The sequence below is a fragment of the Selenomonas sp. oral taxon 136 genome (assembly GCF_001554015.1).
Classification (GTDB): Bacteria; Bacillota; Negativicutes; order Selenomonadales; family Selenomonadaceae; genus Centipeda; species Centipeda felix.
Map to the genome: position 1 here is coordinate 1,735,011 of NZ_CP014239.1, position 19,181 is coordinate 1,754,191.

Here is a 19,181-nt window from a genome sequence, read left to right on the forward strand (position 1 = left end):
ATGTCCGGAGATTTGGTCATTCAGCTCGCACAGGAAGCTCTCATGATCGTTCTTCTGGTCTCCGCCCCGATGCTCGGGCTCGGTCTGATCGTCGGCCTCTTGGTGGCGGTGTTCCAGGCGACGACATCGATTCAGGAGCAGACACTGGCGTTCATTCCGAAGATTATTGCGGTGTTTGTCGCCATTCTGATCTTCGGTCCTTGGATGCTGCGCATCATGGTGGAGTATGTATCGAACGTCTTTATCAACCTCCCCATGTACCTGCGATGAGGAGGGCGGCACATGGATCTGTATGAGCTGCTTCAGGGGCATATCGCCGTATTCCTGCTGATGCTTGTACGGGTCAGCGGGATTTTCCTCATATCGCCGTTCTTTGGCAGTATGAACATCTCCATCTATTTTCGCGTAGGTACGGCACTCGCCATCACGATCCTGCTCTTTCCGGTGGTGGATGGGCTGGGAACGCCCTATGTCCCGGAGAATGTCATCATGTTCGGCGTGACTGCCCTCGGTGAACTCTTTATTGGTTGGCTGATCGGCTTTGTGGCGTATATCTCCTTTGCCGCCATCACGATGGCGGGCAAGGTCATGGATATGCAGGTGGGGTTTGCCATCGTCAATGTTGTCGACCCGACTTCCGGTCAGCAGATACCGCTTATCGGAAGTTTTCTTTATAATTTGGCGGTGATCGTCCTCCTTGCGACGAACGGACATCACATGATTCTGGCGGCGCTCGTTGAGAGCTTCCGCGTCGTTCCCCTTGCGGGAATGGAGGGGAATCTGTCGCTGGCGATGCTCATAGCAAACTTCACGGGCACAATTTTCCTCACGGGAATGAAGATCGCCATGCCGATCACTTTCGCCATTCTTCTCACGAATGTGGGCCTCGGCATCCTCTCGCGTACGATGCCGCAGATGAACATCTTTGTTGTCGGCATTCCAATGCAGCTGATGATCGGCATCACCGTGCTCTCAATGATCATTCCGTTCTATGTCTTATTCCTGGATGTGCTGTTCAATGAAATGTATGGAAATATATCACTTGCGATACGCGCCCTCCAATAGGGCGACGTTCGTCTTTGACCTCCAGCGTTTCGCAGGCGGGGAAAAGACGGAAGAGCCGACGGCAAAGAAACGCGCCGACGCGCGAAAGAAGGGGCAGGTCGGACGCAGCCAGGAGCTGAACACGGCATTCGTACTGCTCGTGGGGTTCTTTACACTGAAGCTCCTGTGGGACTCGATCTATCTTTCGATTGCATCCTATACCACGTATGTGTTCACAAATCTGAACCAGAGCGTCGACACGGAGAACATTATTCACATCTTTATCGGCATCATTGTTGTGCTCGCCAAGACCGCTTTTCCCGTCATGTTTGCGATCATGCTGATTGGCTTGGCGATCAATTTCTTTCAGGTCGGGCTCACGTTCAACACCGAGTCCATTGAGTTCAAACTGGACAAGTTGAATCCAATCAACGGCTTCGGGCGCATCTTCTCCAAGCGTTCGCTCGTCGAGCTGGCGAAGTCATTCTTCAAGATTCTCGTCATTGGTTTTTTTCTCTACCGATTCATCCATGAACAGATTCTCGCGATGCCGCAGTTCATGTTCTTCGACCTGACAACGAGCCTTGCACTTGTGGCGGAGATCATCTTCCAGATGGCGTTCATCGTTATCGGTGTCATCATGATTATGGCGCTCATGGACTATGGCTACCAGAAGTGGCAGACGACGCAGGATCTCAAGATGACCAAACAGGAAGTCAAGGATGAGATGAAGCAGTCTGAAGGCGACCCGCAGATCAAGGGAAAGATTCGCCAGAAACAGCGGCAGATGGCGATGGCGCGTATGATGAAGGAAGTGCCAAAGGCGGATGTCATCGTCACAAACCCGACCCACTATGCGATTGCACTCTCCTATCAGCAGGGGATGTCGGCGCCGCTGGTCGTTGCGAAGGGACAGGATCTCGTTGCGCAGCGCATCAAGGAGATCGCACGTGAGGCGCGTGTCCCGATCATCGAGAACAAACCGCTCGCGCGTGCCCTCTATGCGGCCGTGCAGATCGGTGATGCGATTCCGCAGGAGCTCTACCAAGCGGTCGCTGAAGTGCTGGCATACGTTTACCGTCTGAAGCATGCACGACGCGGAGCGTAAGGAAAACAGTGGAAGCAGAACGAACTTCTATGCCACTCGGACAGACTTTGATACACCTGTACAATCAGTGCTCTAAGAACACATTTATCATTTGACGAGATTTCAATATTTGATATAATGTTATATGGTGGATCATATATCCACGTAAGAGAAACGGGAACAAGGGGAGTGAGTAAGAGCATGGCAGCACCGCAGACCGGCAGTGTAAATCCTCTTTCGTCCGGCAGTTTCATACAGCGATACAGCGATGTTCTGATCGCCGTCGCCATCGTGACGATCGTCATTATGATGATCATTCCACTGCCGACGGTCTTATTGGATGTCCTGATCTGTCTCAATATCACCATTGCATTGCTCGTCGTCATGTCGGCGATCTACAATGTGGAGGCACTGGATCTATCCGTCTTTCCATCGCTCCTCCTCATTACGACGCTCTTTCGGCTGGCGCTGAATATCTCGTCAACGCGTCTGATTCTGCTCAATGCGAACGCCGGCGAGGTCATTACGGCATTCGGAAATTTTGTTGTCGGCGGCAATGCGGTCGTCGGCTTTATCGTGTTCGTTATCCTCGTCATTGTGAACTTCATCGTTATCACGAAGGGCTCGGAACGCGTTGCTGAGGTGTCGGCGCGCTTCACCCTCGATGCGATGCCAGGCAAACAGATGGCGATCGACGCGGATCTCAATCAAGGGGCAATTACAGATGCGGAGGCGAAGCGCCGCCGCGAGAAGGTGCAGCGCGAGTCGGACTTCTTCGGCGCAATGGACGGTGCATCGAAGTTTGTCAAGGGCGATGCCATCGCCGCCATTGTCATCATGATGATTAACATCAGCGGCGGTTTTGTCATTGGGATGCTCCAGCGCGATATGGATGCGGCGCAGGCACTCCAGACCTATACGCTGCTGACTGTTGGTGAGGGGCTCGTCGCACAGATCCCTGCGCTCCTCATATCGACGGCAACCGGTATCATCGTCACGCGCTCGGCGGCAGAGGGGAACCTCGGCGGCGATCTCGTCAAGCAGCTCTTCCGCAACGCGCGCATCTTTATGATTCTCACGGGTGTGCTCCTTTTCCTCGCCATCATGCCGGGACTGCCGGGCATTCCGTTCTTTACCCTCGCGGCACTCTGCGGCTTCATCGCATGGAATCTCCATCGTGGTCAGGCGGTGGAGCAGGAAGTCCAGCAGGTCGAGCAGAAAGCCAAGGCAAAGAAGGAAGCAACGACGCCCGAAAATATCGTCTCGCTCCTGCAGGTTGATCCGATGGAGCTCGAGATCGGCTACAGCCTTATCCCGCTCGTCGATACGGGGCAGGGCGGCGATCTCCTCGACCGCATCGTCATGATTCGCCGCCAATGTGCACTGGAGCTCGGACTCGTCGTGCCGACCATCCGCATCCGCGACAATATCCAGATCAAACCCAATGCCTACATCATCAAGCTGAAGGGCGTGGAGATTGCGCGCGGCGAGCTGATGCTCGACCACTATCTCGCGATGAACTCGGGAACCGTCTTTGAGGAGGTGCCGGGCATCGAGACGACGGAGCCGGCGTTCGGTCTCCCCGCACTCTGGATCTCGGAGAACGAACGCGAGCAGGCGGAGCTGAACGGCTACACGGTCGTGGATGCGGTCTCCGTGCTCGCCACCCACCTGACGGAGATCATCAAGGAGCATGCGGCGGAGATCCTCGGGCGTCAGGAGACGCAGAACCTGCTCGACAATCTCCAGAAGACCAACGCGGCTCTCGTCGAGGAGGTCGTTCCGAATCTGCTCACCGTGGGCGAAGTGGAGAAGGTGCTCGCCAATCTCCTGAGCGAGCGCATCTCGATCCGCGATATGAGCACGATTCTGGAGGTGCTTGCCGACTACGCGCCAGCAACGAAGGATACGGACGTCCTGACGGAGTATGTCCGTCACGCCATGGCGCGGCAGATCACGCAGCAGAACGTCCAGAACGGGGTGCTCCCCTGCATTACGCTTGATCCTGCCATCGAGAACAAGATCGCGGGCAGCGTACAGCGGACCGAGCATGGCTCCTATGTCAGCCTCGACCCTGATACGATGCAGAAACTCCTTACGGCGCTGCAGGAACAGCTCCGTAAGCTGACTGATCAGGGCTATCAGCCGATTGTGCTCACGAGTCCGACGGTGCGTCCGTATTTCCGTAATTTAGTTGAGCGCTCGATCGCGGGCCTCATTGTTCTCTCGCACGCGGAAATCGAACAGAATGTTGAAATTCAAATCCTTGGGGTGGTGAAGATCTAAGTGCAGGTTAAAACGGTACGCGCATCCTCGGTCAAGGAGGCCATGGAGCAGATCAAGGACGAACTCGGCAGTAATGCCGTGCTCCTCCACACGAAGAAATATCGTGAGGGGGGTGTTCTTGGCGGCGCGGAGATGATCGAGGTGACTGCTGCGGTGGATGAATCACAGCAGCGGGCGCCGCAGCCGTCTCCGGCCTATGTTCCCCCGGCATCGCCGATCCTGCCGACCAATGTGGTGAACCGATATCGGATGAATGAAACGGCAGGTTCAGAGGGAGGAGCCGCCCCTCAGGCGGGGCCCGTGTACGATGTCTACGCCCCCGACGTGGTGCAGCTGCCCTATGCGGCGCCGCCTGCTGCACCGGTGGAACCACCGGTACCCCCGGCACCCGCCTATCCGCAGGATGGCTATGTTCCGCCGGCACAGCCCCCTGTCGCTGCTCCGGCGCAGGCACCCGCCTATGAGACGGTGCCTCAGCCCACGCCTGTGGCAGAGCTGCCAGCAGCCCAGCCATCTGCCCCTGTGGCAGATGAGGACCGCTCGGCAGAGCGCATCCGCATGCTCGAGGATGAGCTTGCGCAGATGAAGACGATGCTCGCCTCCATGATGGCGGCAAACAAACCCAAAGAGGTGGTCTCCATCCGTGATGCGCTCGTCAAGCAGGATGTCCGTGAGGAACTGTGCGAGGATATGGCGGGGAAGATTCCCATCGCCGATGCGAATCTCGACAGCCTTGACCCCCGCGCTGCAGGTGTTTTGGCGGGCTACCTGTCACAGGTGATGCAGTTCACCGATGGACTGAAACCCGGGACGCACGGCGCGCGTGTCTATGCCTTCATCGGCACGACGGGCGTCGGTAAGACAACGACACTCGCAAAAATCGCCGCGCATTTTGTGCTGGAGCAGAATCTCAAGGGAGCGCTTATCACGGCAGATACCTATCGCATCTCGGCGGTGGAGCAGCTCAAAAAATATGCGGAGATTCTGGGGCTTCCCGTCGAGGTCGTCTACTCGGCAGCAGATCTCAAAAAGGCGATTGCGCGTCACCGCAGCAAGGATTTTGTCCTCGTGGATACGGCGGGGCGCAGCCAGTACAACGAATTCCAGATGGAGGAGCTGACCTCGCTGCTTGCCGCGTATGCGCGGATGGAGAAGCACCTCGTCGTCAGCGCGACGACGAAGGAGCAGGATGCCGTGCAGATCATTGAACGCTTTGCTCCGTGCAAACCCGACTGCATCATCTTTACGAAAATGGATGAGACGCAGACGTTCGGGATGGTGCTCAATCTTCTTGCCAACCGCGGACTGCCTCTTTCGTTTCTCTCCAACGGACAGAGCGTGCCGGACGACATCATTCCGGCGACAGCGGAGCAGCTGGCGGAACTGCTTTTGAGGGAATGATATGACAGATCAGGCAACGCGGCTGCGACAGATGGTCGGTGCCGAGGGAGAGCCTGCCCCCACGGAGGCGCAGCCGCCTCCCCCTGCGCAGCAGACAGTGCCGGAACGGCCGATGCTCTCGTCTGCTCAGGCGAAGGCATGGGCAGATGTACGCGTCGTTGCGATCACCAGCGGGAAGGGCGGTGTCGGAAAGACCAACATCGCCGTCAATCTGGCGATTGCAATGCGCGATAAGGGGTATCGCGTGCTCGTCATCGACGCCGACCTCGGAATGGCGAATGTCGACGTGATGCTCGGCACCTCGTCGCGGCGCCATCTGCTCGATCTCCTGCGGCCGGAGATCAAACTGGACGATGTGATCGTTGCGTCGCCGCATGGTGTTCAGTACATCTCGGGCGGCTCGGGCATTGAGAAGGCTCTGGAATACGATCGTGCGGAGAAGCTGCTCCTGCAGCAGAAGCTCGCCGACTGTGCCGCGCGTGCCGATGTGATCCTCGTTGATACAGGCGCAGGGCTGGGGCGCAATGTGATGGACTTTATCCTCGCGGCGGACGAGGTGATCCTCGTGACGACGCCGGAGCCGACCTCGCTGACAGATGCGTACGCCGTCATGAAGGCGTACAGCATCTACGCCGTACAGAAAAATCTCCGCCTCGTCATCAATCGTGTCTATGAGCCAAAAGAGAGTCGCGAGGTTGCACTGAAACTCCAACGGGCAGCAGAGAAGTTCCTGCACATGCCCGTGGACTGCCTCGGCTATGTCTTTGAGGACGCCTCCGTGACGAGGGCAGTACGGCGTCAGCAGCCGCTCATCAAGGCGGCACCCACATCTGCGGCGGCGCGCTGCATTGATGCACTGGCAGAGGCGATTATCACCGGGGAAGAAATGAAAGTAAAAAGAGGCTGGAAAGGTTTTTTGCAACAAATTTTTAACTTTTCGGCTTAGCCAAGGAGGAAATTTTAGATGGCGGGCGAATTGGTAGAGGCAAGGAGTATTTTATTCATCGGACAGCGATTGGAAATATTCTTTGAAAATACCGAGGAGGGGACTTCCGGATATACCAGCCGCATAGAGGACATTGTCGGCGATGATCTCATCGTCGCGATGCCCGTGGATGAGCGGCTCGTTCCGATCATCCCCCGTGTCGGCGAGAATCTGTATGTACTTGCAGGGGGCGATGGCTGTCACTATCGCTTCTTTAGCGTACACCGCGGGCATGGACGTCATGATGGGCGTATTCCGACGCTGCGCATTTCCATCCCTGAGTTTGTCGAGCGCTTCCAGAAGCGTGGGCTATTCCGTACCAAGGTAAATCTTACGGCGACGATCCGCCACATCGACGCCGAGGGGACGATTGATGCGCCGACGAATGTGCCGATCGTTGATCTCAGCGGCAGCGGACTTTCGTTTATTTGGCCGCAGCGCCTGCCCATCGATACCGGCGTGGCACTCGATATCAATGATATTCCCGGCATTGGGACGATTGAGATGATGTCGAAGGTGATGCGCGTAACGCGCGTGGAGCGTGAGGGCGATACGCCGGTCTATCACATCGGCATCCAGTTTCTGGCATTGTCACGCAGCATGAGGGATAAGATTGTCCGCTATCTCTTCCAAGTGCAGCGTGCTCAAGTGGAGCGCGTGAAGAATGACTGATTTACAGCATTGTAAGGCCCATGTCCGCGGAGCCCCACAGAACCGTCGAATTGTCGCCATCGGCTCATCGACAGGCGGGCCACAGGCACTGCAGACGGTCATTACGGGGCTGCCGGAACATTTCCCCTGTCCCGTCGTCATCGTTCAGCACATGCCGGCAGGATTCACAGGAGCGCTGGCGGAGCGCCTGAACGGAGTTGCCCGTGTTGAGGTTCGGGAGGCCTGCGACGGCGATGTGCTGCGGCCCGGCTGCGTCTATATCGCGCCGGGGAATCGGCAGCTGCGCGTTCGGCAGGAGGCGGGGGGACGGCGTATCGCACTTAGCGATGAGCCGCCCGTTGGAAATCACCGTCCTGCGGTGAATGTCATGTACGACTCTGTGGCGCATCTAGGGAACGATGTCGTCGCCGTCATTCTCACGGGGATGGGATGTGACGGTAGGGAAGGGATGCGCCGGATCAAGCAAAATGGCGGCTACTGCATTGCGCAGGATGAAGCGACCTGTGTCGTCTACGGAATGCCAAAATCCGTGGTCGACGCAGGGCTGGCCGATGAGATATGCCCATTGCCCAAGATCGCGGGAGCGATTCAGGCGGCTGTGAGAAGATAGGAAGTAGGGGGAATATCAATGGATAACCAGTATATGGATATGTTCCTGGATGAGTCGCATGAGCATCTGCAGTCCCTGAACGAAGGCCTTTTGCGCCTCGAAGAGAACATGGAGGAGATCAGTGTCGTCAACGACATCTTCCGCAACGCTCACACGCTGAAGGGCATGTCTGCGACGATGGGCTTCGCGAAGATCGCGGAGCTGACGCATGAGATGGAAGACGTCCTTGACCTTGTCCGCAAGGAACAGCTGAAGCTCAACGAGGACATCATGGACACGCTCTTCAAGTGCCTTGACTCACTGGAGCAGATGGTGGATAGCGTCGGCAACGGTGAGGCGGAGGATGTCGTCGATGTCTCCGACCTCGTCGCTAAGCTCAGCTCTATCTCCAAGGGAACGCCTCCTCCGGCGGCAACTCCTGCTGCAGGGGGAGCTTCGGCTGCCCCGGCGGCGGGTGATGCATCCGGCGGAGCGGGGAGCGATCTCGGCATTGATGACATCGACCTCGATGTCATGAAAAAGGCGAAGGACGCCGGGATGAACGTCTTCCATGTCAAGGTTACGCTGATGGAGAGCTGTGTGCTCAAGGCAGCGCGTTCCGTCATGGTCATGCATGCATTGGATGAGATCGGCGATGTCATCAAGAGCGTTCCCCCGGCAGAGGATCTCGAGCAGGAGAAATTTGAGCGCAGCTTCGATATCGTACTCGCAACGGCAAGCGACGCTGAGGCTGTGACGAATGCCGTTGATACCGTCTCTGAGATCGAGGACATCGGTGTGGAGGAGCTCGATCCTGATGCGCTCGCCAAGCCGGCTGAGCCGGCTCCTGCCGCTCCAGCCGCAGCAGCCGCTGCGCCAAAGAAGGCCGCAGCTCCGGCGAAGAAGGAAGGAGCAAAGGCGGCTCCGAAGAAGCAGCACCAGAGTCAGAGCGTCCGCGTCGACATCGAGAAACTCGATACACTCATGAACCTCATGGGCGAGTTGGTTATCAATAAGGTGCGCCTTGAACAGATCGGACAGACTCATCGCATGAGTGATCTCATGGAGACCCTCGAACAGATGGATCGTGTGACGGGCGATCTGCAGAACATCGTCATGAAGGTCCGCATGGTTCCAGTCAGTGCCGTGTTCAACCGTTTTCCGCGCATGGTGCGCGACGTATCGAAGGAACTGGGCAAGGAGATCAACCTCACCATCGAGGGCGAAGAGACGGAACTTGACCGTACCGTTATCGACGAGATTGGCGATCCGATCATGCATCTTCTGCGAAACTCCCTCGACCACGGCGTTGAGAGTCCCGATGCCCGTGAGGCAAAGGGCAAGCCGCGCGTCGGTGAGGTCGGCCTGATTGCACGTCACGAAGGAAATAACGTCGTCATCATGATTACGGATGACGGCGCGGGCATTGACGCCAATAAGATTCGCCGCAAAGCGGTCGAAAAGGGCATGATCACGCAGGATGAGGCAGACCGCCTTGACGATGCGGATGCCGTCCGCCTCATCTTCCTGCCTGGCTTCTCCACGGCAGAGAAGATCACCGATATCTCGGGACGCGGCGTCGGCATGGACGTTGTACGCAGCAAGATCGAGGCACTCTCCGGGCACGTCGATGTAGAGACGCACATCGACGAGGGCTCCATCTTTAAGATCAAGCTTCCGCTGACGCTCGCGATCATCCAGGCGATGCTTGTCCGTGTACAGGAAGAGATGTACGCTATTCCGCTCACCTCCATCGACAGCACAGTCAACATTGAACCGACGGATATCCAGACCATCCAGAACAAGGAGGTCATCGTCCTGCGTGGTGAGATCATTCCGATCGTCCGCATGGAGGAGGCACTGCAGGTACCGCATGTGAAGGACTCCGAGGAGCTCTTTGTTGTCGTTGTCCATGCCGCCGAGGCGAAGGCAGGCATCGTGGTGGACAACCTCATCGGTCAGCAGGAAATCGTGATCAAGACACTGGGGAACCTCTTCGCCGGACTCAAGCTCTTCGGCGGAGCAACGGTGCTTGGCGACGGTAGAGTTGCACTCATTCTCGATGTCGCAACGATGATTCAGCAGTGAGCAGGGGAGGGAAAAGAAGATGGCAGAGGATATGAATCAGGGCGGCGCGCCGCAGAACAACCAGTACGTGGCATTCAACCTGCGTGATGAAGAATATGGTGTCAGCATTCTGAACGTGCAGGAGATCCGCAATCTCACCGATATCACCCGTGTCCCCTATTCGGCGGACTTCATCAAGGGTGTCATCAACCTGCGTGGTGCTGTTCTTCCGGTCATTGATCTCAAACAGCGCCTTGGTCTCGCGGAGACGCCGTATACCGATCGTACGCGTATCGTTACGGTATCGGTCGAGGATGTCCATGTCGGCATGCTCGTCGATGCAGTGACAGAGGTGCTGAGTCTCGAAAACGCGCCTGTCGATACGAAGAAGGCAACCAATGCGCGCGAGAGCAGCAAGTTTATCAGCAGTATTGGAAATATCAGAGGTCGACTGATCATCCTGCTCAACCTGGAGGAGATCGTCGGGCTCAAGGAGGCAAAGTAACATCGGCGTGTTCAGTGCTTCCTTAAAGAATTGCACCGCATGAGAAAAGGATTGAGTCCATGACTGTAGAAGGGGAAGACCTGACAGATCTGTCGGATATGCAGCTCGATGTGCTGCAGGAGATCGGAAATGTCGGCGCGGGCAACTCCGCAACGGCACTTTCCCGTCTGATCCAGCATCGCATCGAGATGAATGTGCCGCAGGTGGCACTGGTTCCAATTGAAGATGTACCGGAATTTGTCGGCGGACCGGAACTCGTGGTCGTCGGTATTTTCCTGCGCGTTTACGGAAAAGCACCGAGCAACATCCTTTTTCTCATTCCGCGTGACAGCGCGTTTGCTCTCGCGGATACGATGTGCGGGCGTGAGGTTGGAACAACGACGGAGCTCAGTCCGATGGATGAATCCGCATTGATGGAGGTCGGCAACATCCTTGCTGGCTCATACCTCAATGCGTTCTATAGCTTTACGGGGATCAGCATGCTCCCGTCCGTGCCGGCACTTGCCGTGGACATGGCGGGGGCGATTCTCAATGTTGTTCTGGTTCAGCTCGGAGAGATGGGGGATCACGCACTCCTCATAGAGACGAATTTTGTCGCGGATGACCGCAGCATCAAGGGACATTTTTTCCTTGTCCCTGATCCGGGCTCATTGGGCAGCATTATGAATGCGGTAGGAGTTGGATGATATGCCGGATTTGATCAAAGTCGGCATGGCCGACTACAAGGTCGGTGCGGCTCCCGCCACACTCATCAGCTATGGACTGGGTTCCTGCATCGGCCTTTCACTATATGACCCTAAGGAAAAAGTGGGCGGCCTGCTCCACTATATGCTGCCGGACAGTAAGCAGGCACGCCCCTCCGATACACCGGCGAAGTTCATCGATACGGGATTTCCGCTCATGCTGGCGGACGTTCTGAAACTTGGGGGGGTAAAGTCCCGTCTCGTTGCAAAGATCGCGGGCGGAGCGCAGATGTTTGCGTTCTCCAACTCGACAAGTGTCATGCGCGTCGGCGAGCGAAATGCACAGGCGGCAAAGGATCTTCTGGCGGCACATGGCATCCGCCTCATCGCCGAGGATACGGGGCTCAACTATGGACGCACCGTATCCATCGACTTGAATGACGGTACGTATACCGTCAAGACCGTCAGCAAAGGGGATAAAACCATCTAGGGGGAAGGTGATTTCTTGTTTAAAGTGGGGATGGCGCTCGCATTTTCGGTGATCGCTGCTCTCGTCGTCTTCTTGACGGGGCTCTTTACCGATGCGCGTATTGGCACAGCATTTCTGCGCAGCCTCATCGCGTTCGTCTGTGCCGGTGCATTTACCTATCTTGTCACCTTCATTCTCGAGGCAAAAGGTTGGACAGCGTACGACAAGATGCCGGACGAGCGCATGGAAGATATGAAGAAGATCGTTTATGATGCCGATGACATCGACTTTGACGCAGAGGACGACGGCGCAGAGGATGCAATTGCCTTTGCTGAGCCCAAGGATTTCCGTCCGCTGTCGGCGGAGACGCTGACGCACATGACGTCACCGGATGAGGCGCATGAGCCGCCGGTGGATGAGACGTCGACGGGTGAGGAACGCACGGCAGCGGCCCCGGCGTAGAGCTGGCGGATGCGCGGAGAGGAGATGATGCAGATGGCGGAGCCGATAGAAGAGGATATTGAGGCTCTGTGGAAGGCGTATGAGACGGAAAGGACCGTTGAGGTGCGAAACCGTATTGCCGAACACTATCTCCCTCTCGTACGCCTGGTTGCCGGACGCATCGCCATCAGCCTGCCACAGCACGTCGACCGGGAGGATCTTCTGAGCAGTGGGTTCTTTGGCCTGCTCGATGCGATCGAGCGATACGAGCTCACACGCGGCAATAAATTTGAGACCTATGCGGGCGTACGCGTACGCGGCGCGATCCTTGACCACCTGCGTGCAAAGGACTGGATTCCCGTCAGCGTACGTCAGAACATCAAGCGCTATGAAAAAGCTGTAGCTCATCTGGAAGGGACTCTTGGGCGTACGGCGACAGATCAGGAGCTGGCGGAGGAAATGGATCTCAGCATAGAGGAATTACATCGTCTTGAGAGCCAGGTCAGTGCAGCGACCGTGATCCCCCTTGAGGAGTATCTCCGCACCGATGCTCAGGCATCCCTCGAGGATGGTCCTGTGGAGCATGCAGAGTGGACGGAGATCAAGGAAACGCTTGCTGCTGCGATTGAAAAACTCCCCGAGAAGGAGCGGACGGTCGTGGCGCTCTACTATTATGACGAAATGACACTAAAGGAGATTGCGGCTGTTCTCCACCTGTCGGAGGCGCGCATTTCCCAGCTGCATACGAAGGCAATCTTCCGTATGCGGGGCTCTCTGGCACGGATGAATGATGTTGGTTAACCTGCGCATCGCCCCAACGAAAATCGTTGTAATCGAAGCGCAATTATGAAGGATCTGGAGTGGGACTTATGGAACGTATCGTTGGGGGAAGAAAAGAGGGCTTTCAGCTTGCCCTGCGTGAGGATGGCGCCTACCTTACCGTTTATCCGGAGGAGCCGGATGCGGACGTCGTTGACCTGTCCGCTTTGCGTGAGAAGATCGAGGCGGCGGGCGTTACGGACTACGATGTCCTCCAGCTCGCGCATCTCGTGCGTGCGGCGGAGGGGGTTGAGGAAAAACTTAACGCTGCCGCTGAGAATGGGGAGGATAACCTCACCATCCCCTTTACCATCGAGATCCCGAACGATGCAATGTCGGCAGCAGTACGCTTCGACGATAAGAAGGGAAATCTGCCGCCGTCCGTCGCGGATGTATTGGATGCGCTGAAGGAGAAGAAGGTCGTCTACGGCATTGACCGCGCAGCGATTGGGCGCGGCGTTGCGCGTCTCACTCCCTTTATGGCGGCGCGCGGGACAGCACCCGTCGCAGGCGAAGATGCACGGCTCGAAAAGAAATTCGACATGGGCGTCAAGGGGCGTCCCGCAGAGCGAGCCTTTGACCGCGTCGACTACAAGGACATGAACATCTTTCTTCGGGCGGCAATCGGTGATGTCCTTGTCGTCCGTATCCCGGAGACACAGGGCATCCCGGGGAAGAATGTATTCGGCGAGGAGGTTGCGTCGAGACCCGGAAAGCCGATCAATCTTCCACAGGGAAAGAATACCAAGGTGGTCAACAACGACGAGCTGGTCGCCGTCATCGATGGGCAGATCGTCGATGACGGGAAGAAGGTCAGTGTCGACCCACATCTTGTCATCGACAGCAGTGTCGATGTGGGCACGGGCAATATTGACTTTGCCGGCAGTGTGGAGATACGCGGTGACGTCGAGAGCGGCTTCTCCGTCAAGGCCGCGGGCGATGTTGAGATCAAGGGCATGATCGGCGGTGCGGAGGTCGAGGGGCGCAACGTCATCGTACACGGCGGCATCCGCGGCATGAACGTAGGGAAGATCCATGCGCGCGAGGATGTGAGCATTGCCTTCGTTGAGAATGCGAACATCACAGCAGAGCGCGATATCTTCGTCAATGATGTCGTGCTTCACTCGGTGATGCGCGCAGGGCACCATGTCACTGTTGAGGGGCAGCGCGGATTTATTACGGGCGGCTCCGTTGGGGCAGGGGAGTCCATACGCGCAAAAATCCTTGGGAATAACTTCTATGTGCAGACCAACATCAATGTCGGCATCGATCCGAATCTCAAGCACAAATACGACAACCTGCTGAAAGAATATCAGGCGGCGGATAAGCAGTTGATTCAGGTGCGGCTTGCCCTTGAAACGCTGAAAAAACAACCGCTCATGAGTCTGTCGGAACGCCGTAGAGAACAGCTTGCCGAACTGACCCATGTGCAGTTTTCTCTGGCAACTAAGATCAAGCGGATGAAGGAGAAGCTGGAGGAGATGCGCGAGGAACTGGAGCAGATGAAGAACGGCTCCGTCGAGGTGTCGGATACCATTTTCCCGGGGGTCAACATCATCATCAGTGGGGTGAAAAAGACCGTGGACAGCGAACTGCGCCATGCTAAGCTGCAGGTTCTTGAAGGGGAAGTCGTCACAGGCATTCTGTAGAAAAGGAGACAGCACCATGAACGTCACGCCAATCAGCATGCAGATGATGATCCCGCAGTCCAATGAGGCGGGGAATGTTCAAAGCAATATGCAGAACCAGGTCAATGTTCAGCAGACCTTTGAATCCCTGCGCCAGAAACAGGATGCGGAGCTCGCACGTCAGCAGGTGCGTGCGAAGGAAAAGGCGAGTGACGACGCGCGTGTCAAGGACGATCCGGAACGAGAACGCCGTCAGGGACAGCGTGGAAGGGGACAGGGCGGACGAGAGCAGCGGGAGGATCATGGTGCAGAACTCCTTCAGCGGCTTGCTGCTGACCCCAATCGTGGTGTGCATCTTGATATTAGCTTGTAGGGAGGCGGCCTGTTATTATTTCCATCACCGAAATCCTAGGCGCACTCATCATACTGGGAGCTGTACTGCTCCTCATCGTGCGCTACATCATCCATCGCCGCCAGCGCAGCGAGGAAGATGATGAGGAACTGGCAGAATCCATCGAGAAACTAAAAAAAGAGCTCCGACAGTCGGCGGACACCATCATCAAGCGCCTAGGCACCCACGTGACAAAACTCGAAGGACTTCTGCGTGAGGCAGATCAGCGGTGCACGCAGCTGGAAACGCGTGTGGTGGATGCACAGCGCCTCGAGTGGGCACTCCAGCAACGTATCGAAGAACTCGAACGCCGTCTTCGCGACCTCGGCGGAACCGTGCCCCCTGCGGCCTATACCGCATCACACGCGGGCACTGTTCCTCCGATGCCGCCTTCGGTTCAGCTGACGGAGGCGCAGCGCACGGACGGCGATGCCTTTGCCGCCGTCCTGCATCAGTCCATCCTGCGCGAGCAGATGCGCAGTACCGCTCCCGCAGCGATGCCCGCTGCACCGCATCCGCAGCAAACCATGCAGCCTGCGATGCAGGTACAGCCACAGGCACGTCCCGTTGCGCCTCCGCCACCTGTGCCGCAGCAGACGCCGGTTCCCGCATCACGGGAAGAGGACGGTATGCCGGAGGAAGAGATGCAGCCCGCCGCGCAGGAAGATGAGTCCATGGGCAAGGCACGCGCCCTCCTGCGCGCCGGACGCACCATCGAACAGGTTGCGCGTGAGACCGGTGTCGAGATCGGTGCGCTTCGCCTGATGAAGCAGATGACGCAAAAGGCTTGAGAAAGAAACAAATCCGACACTTGACGGACTTCATTTTTATCGGCGATTCCTTGACAAGATGCGAAAAGGTCGGTATAATAGCCACTGTTCGGGACGTAGCTCAGCTTGGTAGAGCGCTTCCTTGGGGTGGAAGAGGCCGCAAGTTCAAATCTTGTCGTTCCGACCATTCTTTTGAACATTGCTGGAGTATTCAGTATGTGATGCTGAGTACTCTTTTTATTATGGGGAAGCGTACGTGTAGGATTGAGCGATGCCGTTTTTCAGAATCAGCGTTGAGGTGACTTGAAAACAGAGGACAAATCTGCTAAGATAAAGATACAAAAAGAGAGACACCGCAAGGCGTCACCTCTTCACGAATTACGGATTAACCGCTCACGTTTTGAAGGACAGGGCGGTTATCTCTTTTTTATAGCAACGATCAAGCTAGTGACGAGTACAATCACTAAGATAAACTCGTAATAACCCATATTGCACCACCTCCCACTTATAGAGTTGGAGAGGTGAAGAGAATAGACGCCCTACTTGTTGTGTCTCTCTTTTGGCATTATACAAACGATGGCGGGAAAGTGCAATTAGCAACGCTTTATAAGAGCATCAACGTTTTACAGAATCCGTGTTGGGATATCTTGAAAAAATGCGCTGTGTCTGCTATGATAGAGGTACAAAAAAAGGAGAACCACCGTAGGGCGGCTACTCCTTCACAGAATAACGGAATAACCGCTTACCGTGTCAAAGTAGGGCGGTTATTTCTTTTTTATGGCAACGATGTAGCCAGTGACGAGAACAATGATTAAAATGAACTCGTAATAACCCATAGTGCACCACCTCCCGCTTATAGAGTTGGAGAGGTGAAGAAGTTAGCCGCCTTTGCCTTTAGTGGTTCTCTTCAGGCATTATACAAATGCTTTTCGGAAAGTGCAAGCAGCAACGATTTGGATGAAAAGTTGGTACATGGTCTTGCTGCTATTGACAGAATCTATACAAACATCTTGCGAACGCTGTGTGAATCTGTTATCATAAAGACAGAAAAGGAGGACCCCTCTCTGGCGGCTGCTTCTTCACATGGCTATGAAATACACCGTTCACGTTTGGGACGTAGGGGCGGTTTTTCTTTTGCAGCGTGATCGGACGGATGGCGTATGCGGCATCTGTCGAAGGAGGGCAGGTATGGATGTTATCGTAGATCGTGGCGTGCTGCAGGTGCTGCTGCTCGCCGTGATGTTTCTATCCATTATGGTAGAGATCAAGACGGGCGGGCTGGGCGTCGGTGTCCTGCTCGGGATTGTCGCGGCAGCGGTGTTCTGGGGCAGCCAGTATACGCGCGGTCTGGTGGAGTTCTATCACATCGCGGTGTTTCTTGTCGGTGTGCTGATGATCATTGTGGAGATCTTGCTGCCAACGGTCGGACTGCTCGCGGGGCTGGGCGTTGCAGCGATGCTCTACAGCATAGTGCTCGCGCTCGGCGGCGACATCGGCGCACTCGCTGCGCTCGGCATCGCGCTTGCCATCTCTGTGGCGGTATTCCTGCTCGTCGTTGCCCGTCTGCCATCGAGCCGGCTGTGGAACAAGCTGGTCCTTCACAATAGCTCGCGCACGGAGGAGGGCTATGTCAGTGCCGTTGGGGCAGTTGATCTCATTGGGAAGATGGGCAAGGTGCTCACGGAGCTGCGGCCTGCGGGAACGGTACAGATTGACGGCCGCCCTGTTGATGTCGTCTCGGAGGGCGCATTTATTGAAAAGGGGACGCGCGTTGTCGTCCTGTCTGTGAGCGGCAGCCGTGTGGTAGTACGTGAGGCATAATATTTCGGATGGATGAACATACATCTAGGAGGTTTTCATGGGTACACTATTCGGAGGAGCATTCCTCGTTGTCATCGTTATCCTGGCGGTTTCGATCTTTCTGCATTTTGTTCCGCTCGGGCTGTGGGTCTCGGCGATCTCGGCAAATGTCTCGGTCGGCATTGTCTCGCTGGTTGGGATGCGCCTGCGCCGCGTTCCGCCGAGCCGCATTGTTCTGCCGCTCATCAAGGCGAATAAGGCAGGGCTGGATGTGAGCGTCAACCAGCTCGAGGCACACTATCTCGCAGGCGGTAATGTGGACAAGGTGGTGGATGCGCTGATCGCGTCGCATCGCGCGCAGATCGCCCTCCCATTCGAGCGCGCAGCGGCAATTGACCTCGCGGGGCGCGATGTGCTCGACGCGGTGCAGATGAGTGTCAATCCAAAGGTCATCGAGACGCCGATTGTCTCCGCTGTGGCAGCGAACGGCATCGAGCTGAAAATCAAGGCGCGCGTTACGGTGCGTGCGAACATCGATCGCCTCGTTGGCGGTGCAGGGGAACCGACGATCATTGCACGTGTTGGCGAAGGCATCGTGACGACGGTCGGCTCCTCGCAGAGTCACAATGACGTGCTTGCCAATCCGGACGACATCTCGAAGACTGTGCTTGGCAAAGGCCTCGACGCAGGAACGGCATTTGAGATTCTTTCCATTGATATTGCCGATGTCGATGTCGGGCGGAACATCGGTGCAGAGCTGCAGACCGATCAGGCGGAGGCGGATAAGCGCATCGCACAGGCAAAGGCGGAGGAACGCCGCGCGATGGCAGTTGCTCGTGAGCAGGAGATGAAGGCGTACACGCAGGAGATGGAGGCCAAGGTGGTCGAGGCGCAGGCAGAGGTGCCGCACGCTATGGCACAGGCGCTGCGCGAGGGCAAGCTCGGTGTCATGGACTATTATCAGCTGAACAACATCCAGTCGGATACGGATATGCGCCATGCGATCAGCGCATCGGGGAAGCAGGATGACAAGCATCCGTCTGTCCCCGTAAAGTGAGGAATGCACCATGGAATTTCTCGTCGTAGTCGGCATCCTGATCGCGATCAGCGTGCTCGATGACCGTGTGCGCGGAAAGAAAAAAGTTCCGCCGCCGACCGTGCCGCAGGAGATTCCCCGTCAGAGGCGCGGGGGACAGAAAGGCGGTGCGTTCGAGATCCCGCCGATGCGCGGCATCCCCAGCCGCATCGAGATCGGGACCGTCGATCCGACGGAGGCGGAGCGCGCCCTGCGCGAAAAGTGGGAGACGGAGCGCAGAGCCACCGAGAAAGCGGCGGCGGCCCACCAGCATGCGGAGAAGCAACGCGCCGCGCAGGAACGGCGCACTGAGATACTGTCTGCTGCAGCATCTCCTGCGATGCAAGGGCTGCCGCAGTGGACGCCGCAGACGATGCAGCAGGCGGTCGTGATGGCGGAGATCTTGGGGAAGCCACGTGCTCTGCGCCGCTTTCCGCAGCGATAGCAAAGAAAAACGAGGATTGCCACA

21 protein-coding genes and 1 tRNA gene are annotated in these 19,181 nt (G+C 56.7%); all 22 read left to right on the forward strand.

Translation table 11 applies throughout. The features are described from left to right. Positions 1-270, forward strand: a complete 270-nt coding sequence (gene fliQ, locus AXE86_RS08290) for a flagellar biosynthesis protein FliQ (protein WP_006307428.1) — start codon at positions 1-3, stop codon at positions 268-270. 12 nt (positions 271-282) lie between these two features. After that, positions 283-1,065 carry a flagellar biosynthetic protein FliR gene (fliR, locus tag AXE86_RS08295; RefSeq protein ID WP_061946197.1) on the forward strand — a complete coding sequence of 261 codons (783 nt, stop codon included), beginning with the start codon at positions 283-285 and terminating at the stop codon, positions 1,063-1,065. After that, complete coding sequence (flhB, locus tag AXE86_RS08300) at positions 1,028-2,152, forward strand: flagellar biosynthesis protein FlhB (RefSeq protein ID WP_061946199.1); 1,125 nt, start codon at positions 1,028-1,030, stop codon at positions 2,150-2,152. Before fliR ends, flhB begins: the two co-directional genes overlap by 38 nt. A 180-nt stretch (positions 2,153-2,332) precedes the next feature. Further along, positions 2,333-4,417 (forward strand): flagellar biosynthesis protein FlhA, encoded by a 2,085-nt coding sequence (gene flhA, locus AXE86_RS08305; protein ID WP_061946201.1) that lies wholly within the window; start codon positions 2,333-2,335, stop codon positions 4,415-4,417. Next, positions 4,418-5,818 (forward strand): flagellar biosynthesis protein FlhF, encoded by a 1,401-nt coding sequence (flhF, locus tag AXE86_RS08310; protein WP_061946203.1) that lies wholly within the window; start codon positions 4,418-4,420, stop codon positions 5,816-5,818. It abuts the gene before it with no gap. 1 nt (position 5,819) lies between these two features. Continuing rightward, entirely contained in the window at positions 5,820-6,764 is a 945-nt protein-coding gene (locus AXE86_RS08315) for a MinD/ParA family protein (RefSeq protein ID WP_061946205.1), read from the forward strand. Between the two features lie 18 nt (positions 6,765-6,782). Further along, entirely contained in the window at positions 6,783-7,475 is a 693-nt protein-coding gene (locus tag AXE86_RS08320) for a flagellar brake protein (protein ID WP_061946207.1), read from the forward strand. Further along, the gene (locus AXE86_RS08325) at positions 7,468-8,085 is read left to right on the forward strand and encodes a CheB methylesterase domain-containing protein (protein WP_061946209.1); all 618 of its coding nucleotides are present in this window, start codon (positions 7,468-7,470) and stop codon (positions 8,083-8,085) included. The genes AXE86_RS08320 and AXE86_RS08325 overlap by 8 nt, the downstream gene beginning before the upstream one ends. A gap of 18 nt (positions 8,086-8,103) precedes the next feature. Then, entirely contained in the window at positions 8,104-10,152 is a 2,049-nt protein-coding gene (locus AXE86_RS08330; RefSeq protein WP_061946211.1) for a chemotaxis protein CheA, read from the forward strand. Positions 10,153-10,171: 19 nt separating this feature from the next. Then, positions 10,172-10,636, forward strand: coding sequence for a chemotaxis protein CheW (locus AXE86_RS08335; RefSeq protein WP_061946213.1), 465 nt, complete (start codon positions 10,172-10,174; stop codon positions 10,634-10,636). 59 nt (positions 10,637-10,695) lie between these two features. After that, on the forward strand, positions 10,696-11,322 hold the full coding sequence (locus tag AXE86_RS08340) for a chemotaxis protein CheC (protein WP_061946215.1): 627 nt from the start codon (positions 10,696-10,698) through the stop codon (positions 11,320-11,322). Position 11,323: 1 nt separating this feature from the next. Then, positions 11,324-11,809 (forward strand): chemotaxis protein CheD, encoded by a 486-nt coding sequence (locus AXE86_RS08345; protein WP_061946217.1) that lies wholly within the window; start codon positions 11,324-11,326, stop codon positions 11,807-11,809. Positions 11,810-11,824: 15 nt separating this feature from the next. Then, positions 11,825-12,250, forward strand: a complete 426-nt coding sequence (locus AXE86_RS08350) for a hypothetical protein (RefSeq protein WP_061946219.1) — start codon at positions 11,825-11,827, stop codon at positions 12,248-12,250. A gap of 24 nt (positions 12,251-12,274) precedes the next feature. Continuing rightward, positions 12,275-13,030 (forward strand): FliA/WhiG family RNA polymerase sigma factor, encoded by a 756-nt coding sequence (locus AXE86_RS08355; RefSeq protein ID WP_170950799.1) that lies wholly within the window; start codon positions 12,275-12,277, stop codon positions 13,028-13,030. A 68-nt stretch (positions 13,031-13,098) separates the two neighbouring features. Continuing rightward, entirely contained in the window at positions 13,099-14,697 is a 1,599-nt protein-coding gene (locus tag AXE86_RS08360; protein ID WP_061946221.1) for a DUF342 domain-containing protein, read from the forward strand. A 16-nt stretch (positions 14,698-14,713) separates the two neighbouring features. Further along, a complete protein-coding gene (locus tag AXE86_RS08365; protein ID WP_009753957.1) occupies positions 14,714-15,049 on the forward strand; it encodes a hypothetical protein in 336 nt (111 codons plus the stop codon). 77 nt (positions 15,050-15,126) lie between these two features. Continuing rightward, positions 15,127-15,858 carry a hypothetical protein gene (locus AXE86_RS08370; RefSeq protein WP_198145254.1) on the forward strand — a complete coding sequence of 244 codons (732 nt, stop codon included), beginning with the start codon at positions 15,127-15,129 and terminating at the stop codon, positions 15,856-15,858. Positions 15,859-15,947: 89 nt separating this feature from the next. Continuing rightward, positions 15,948-16,024, forward strand: a tRNA-Pro gene (locus AXE86_RS08375). Positions 16,025-16,706: 682 nt separating this feature from the next. Next, complete coding sequence (locus tag AXE86_RS12780) at positions 16,707-16,982, forward strand: hypothetical protein (RefSeq protein WP_138774477.1); 276 nt, start codon at positions 16,707-16,709, stop codon at positions 16,980-16,982. A 43-nt stretch (positions 16,983-17,025) separates the two neighbouring features. Continuing rightward, entirely contained in the window at positions 17,026-17,658 is a 633-nt protein-coding gene (locus AXE86_RS08385; protein ID WP_009753960.1) for an NfeD family protein, read from the forward strand. A 37-nt stretch (positions 17,659-17,695) separates the two neighbouring features. After that, positions 17,696-18,694: a flotillin-like protein FloA gene (floA, locus tag AXE86_RS08390; RefSeq protein WP_009753961.1), complete on the forward strand. Its 999-nt coding sequence runs from the start codon at positions 17,696-17,698 to the stop codon at positions 18,692-18,694. A 10-nt stretch (positions 18,695-18,704) separates the two neighbouring features. After that, a complete protein-coding gene (locus AXE86_RS08395) occupies positions 18,705-19,157 on the forward strand; it encodes a hypothetical protein (RefSeq protein WP_050341480.1) in 453 nt (150 codons plus the stop codon). Positions 19,158-19,181 lie beyond the last annotated feature (24 nt).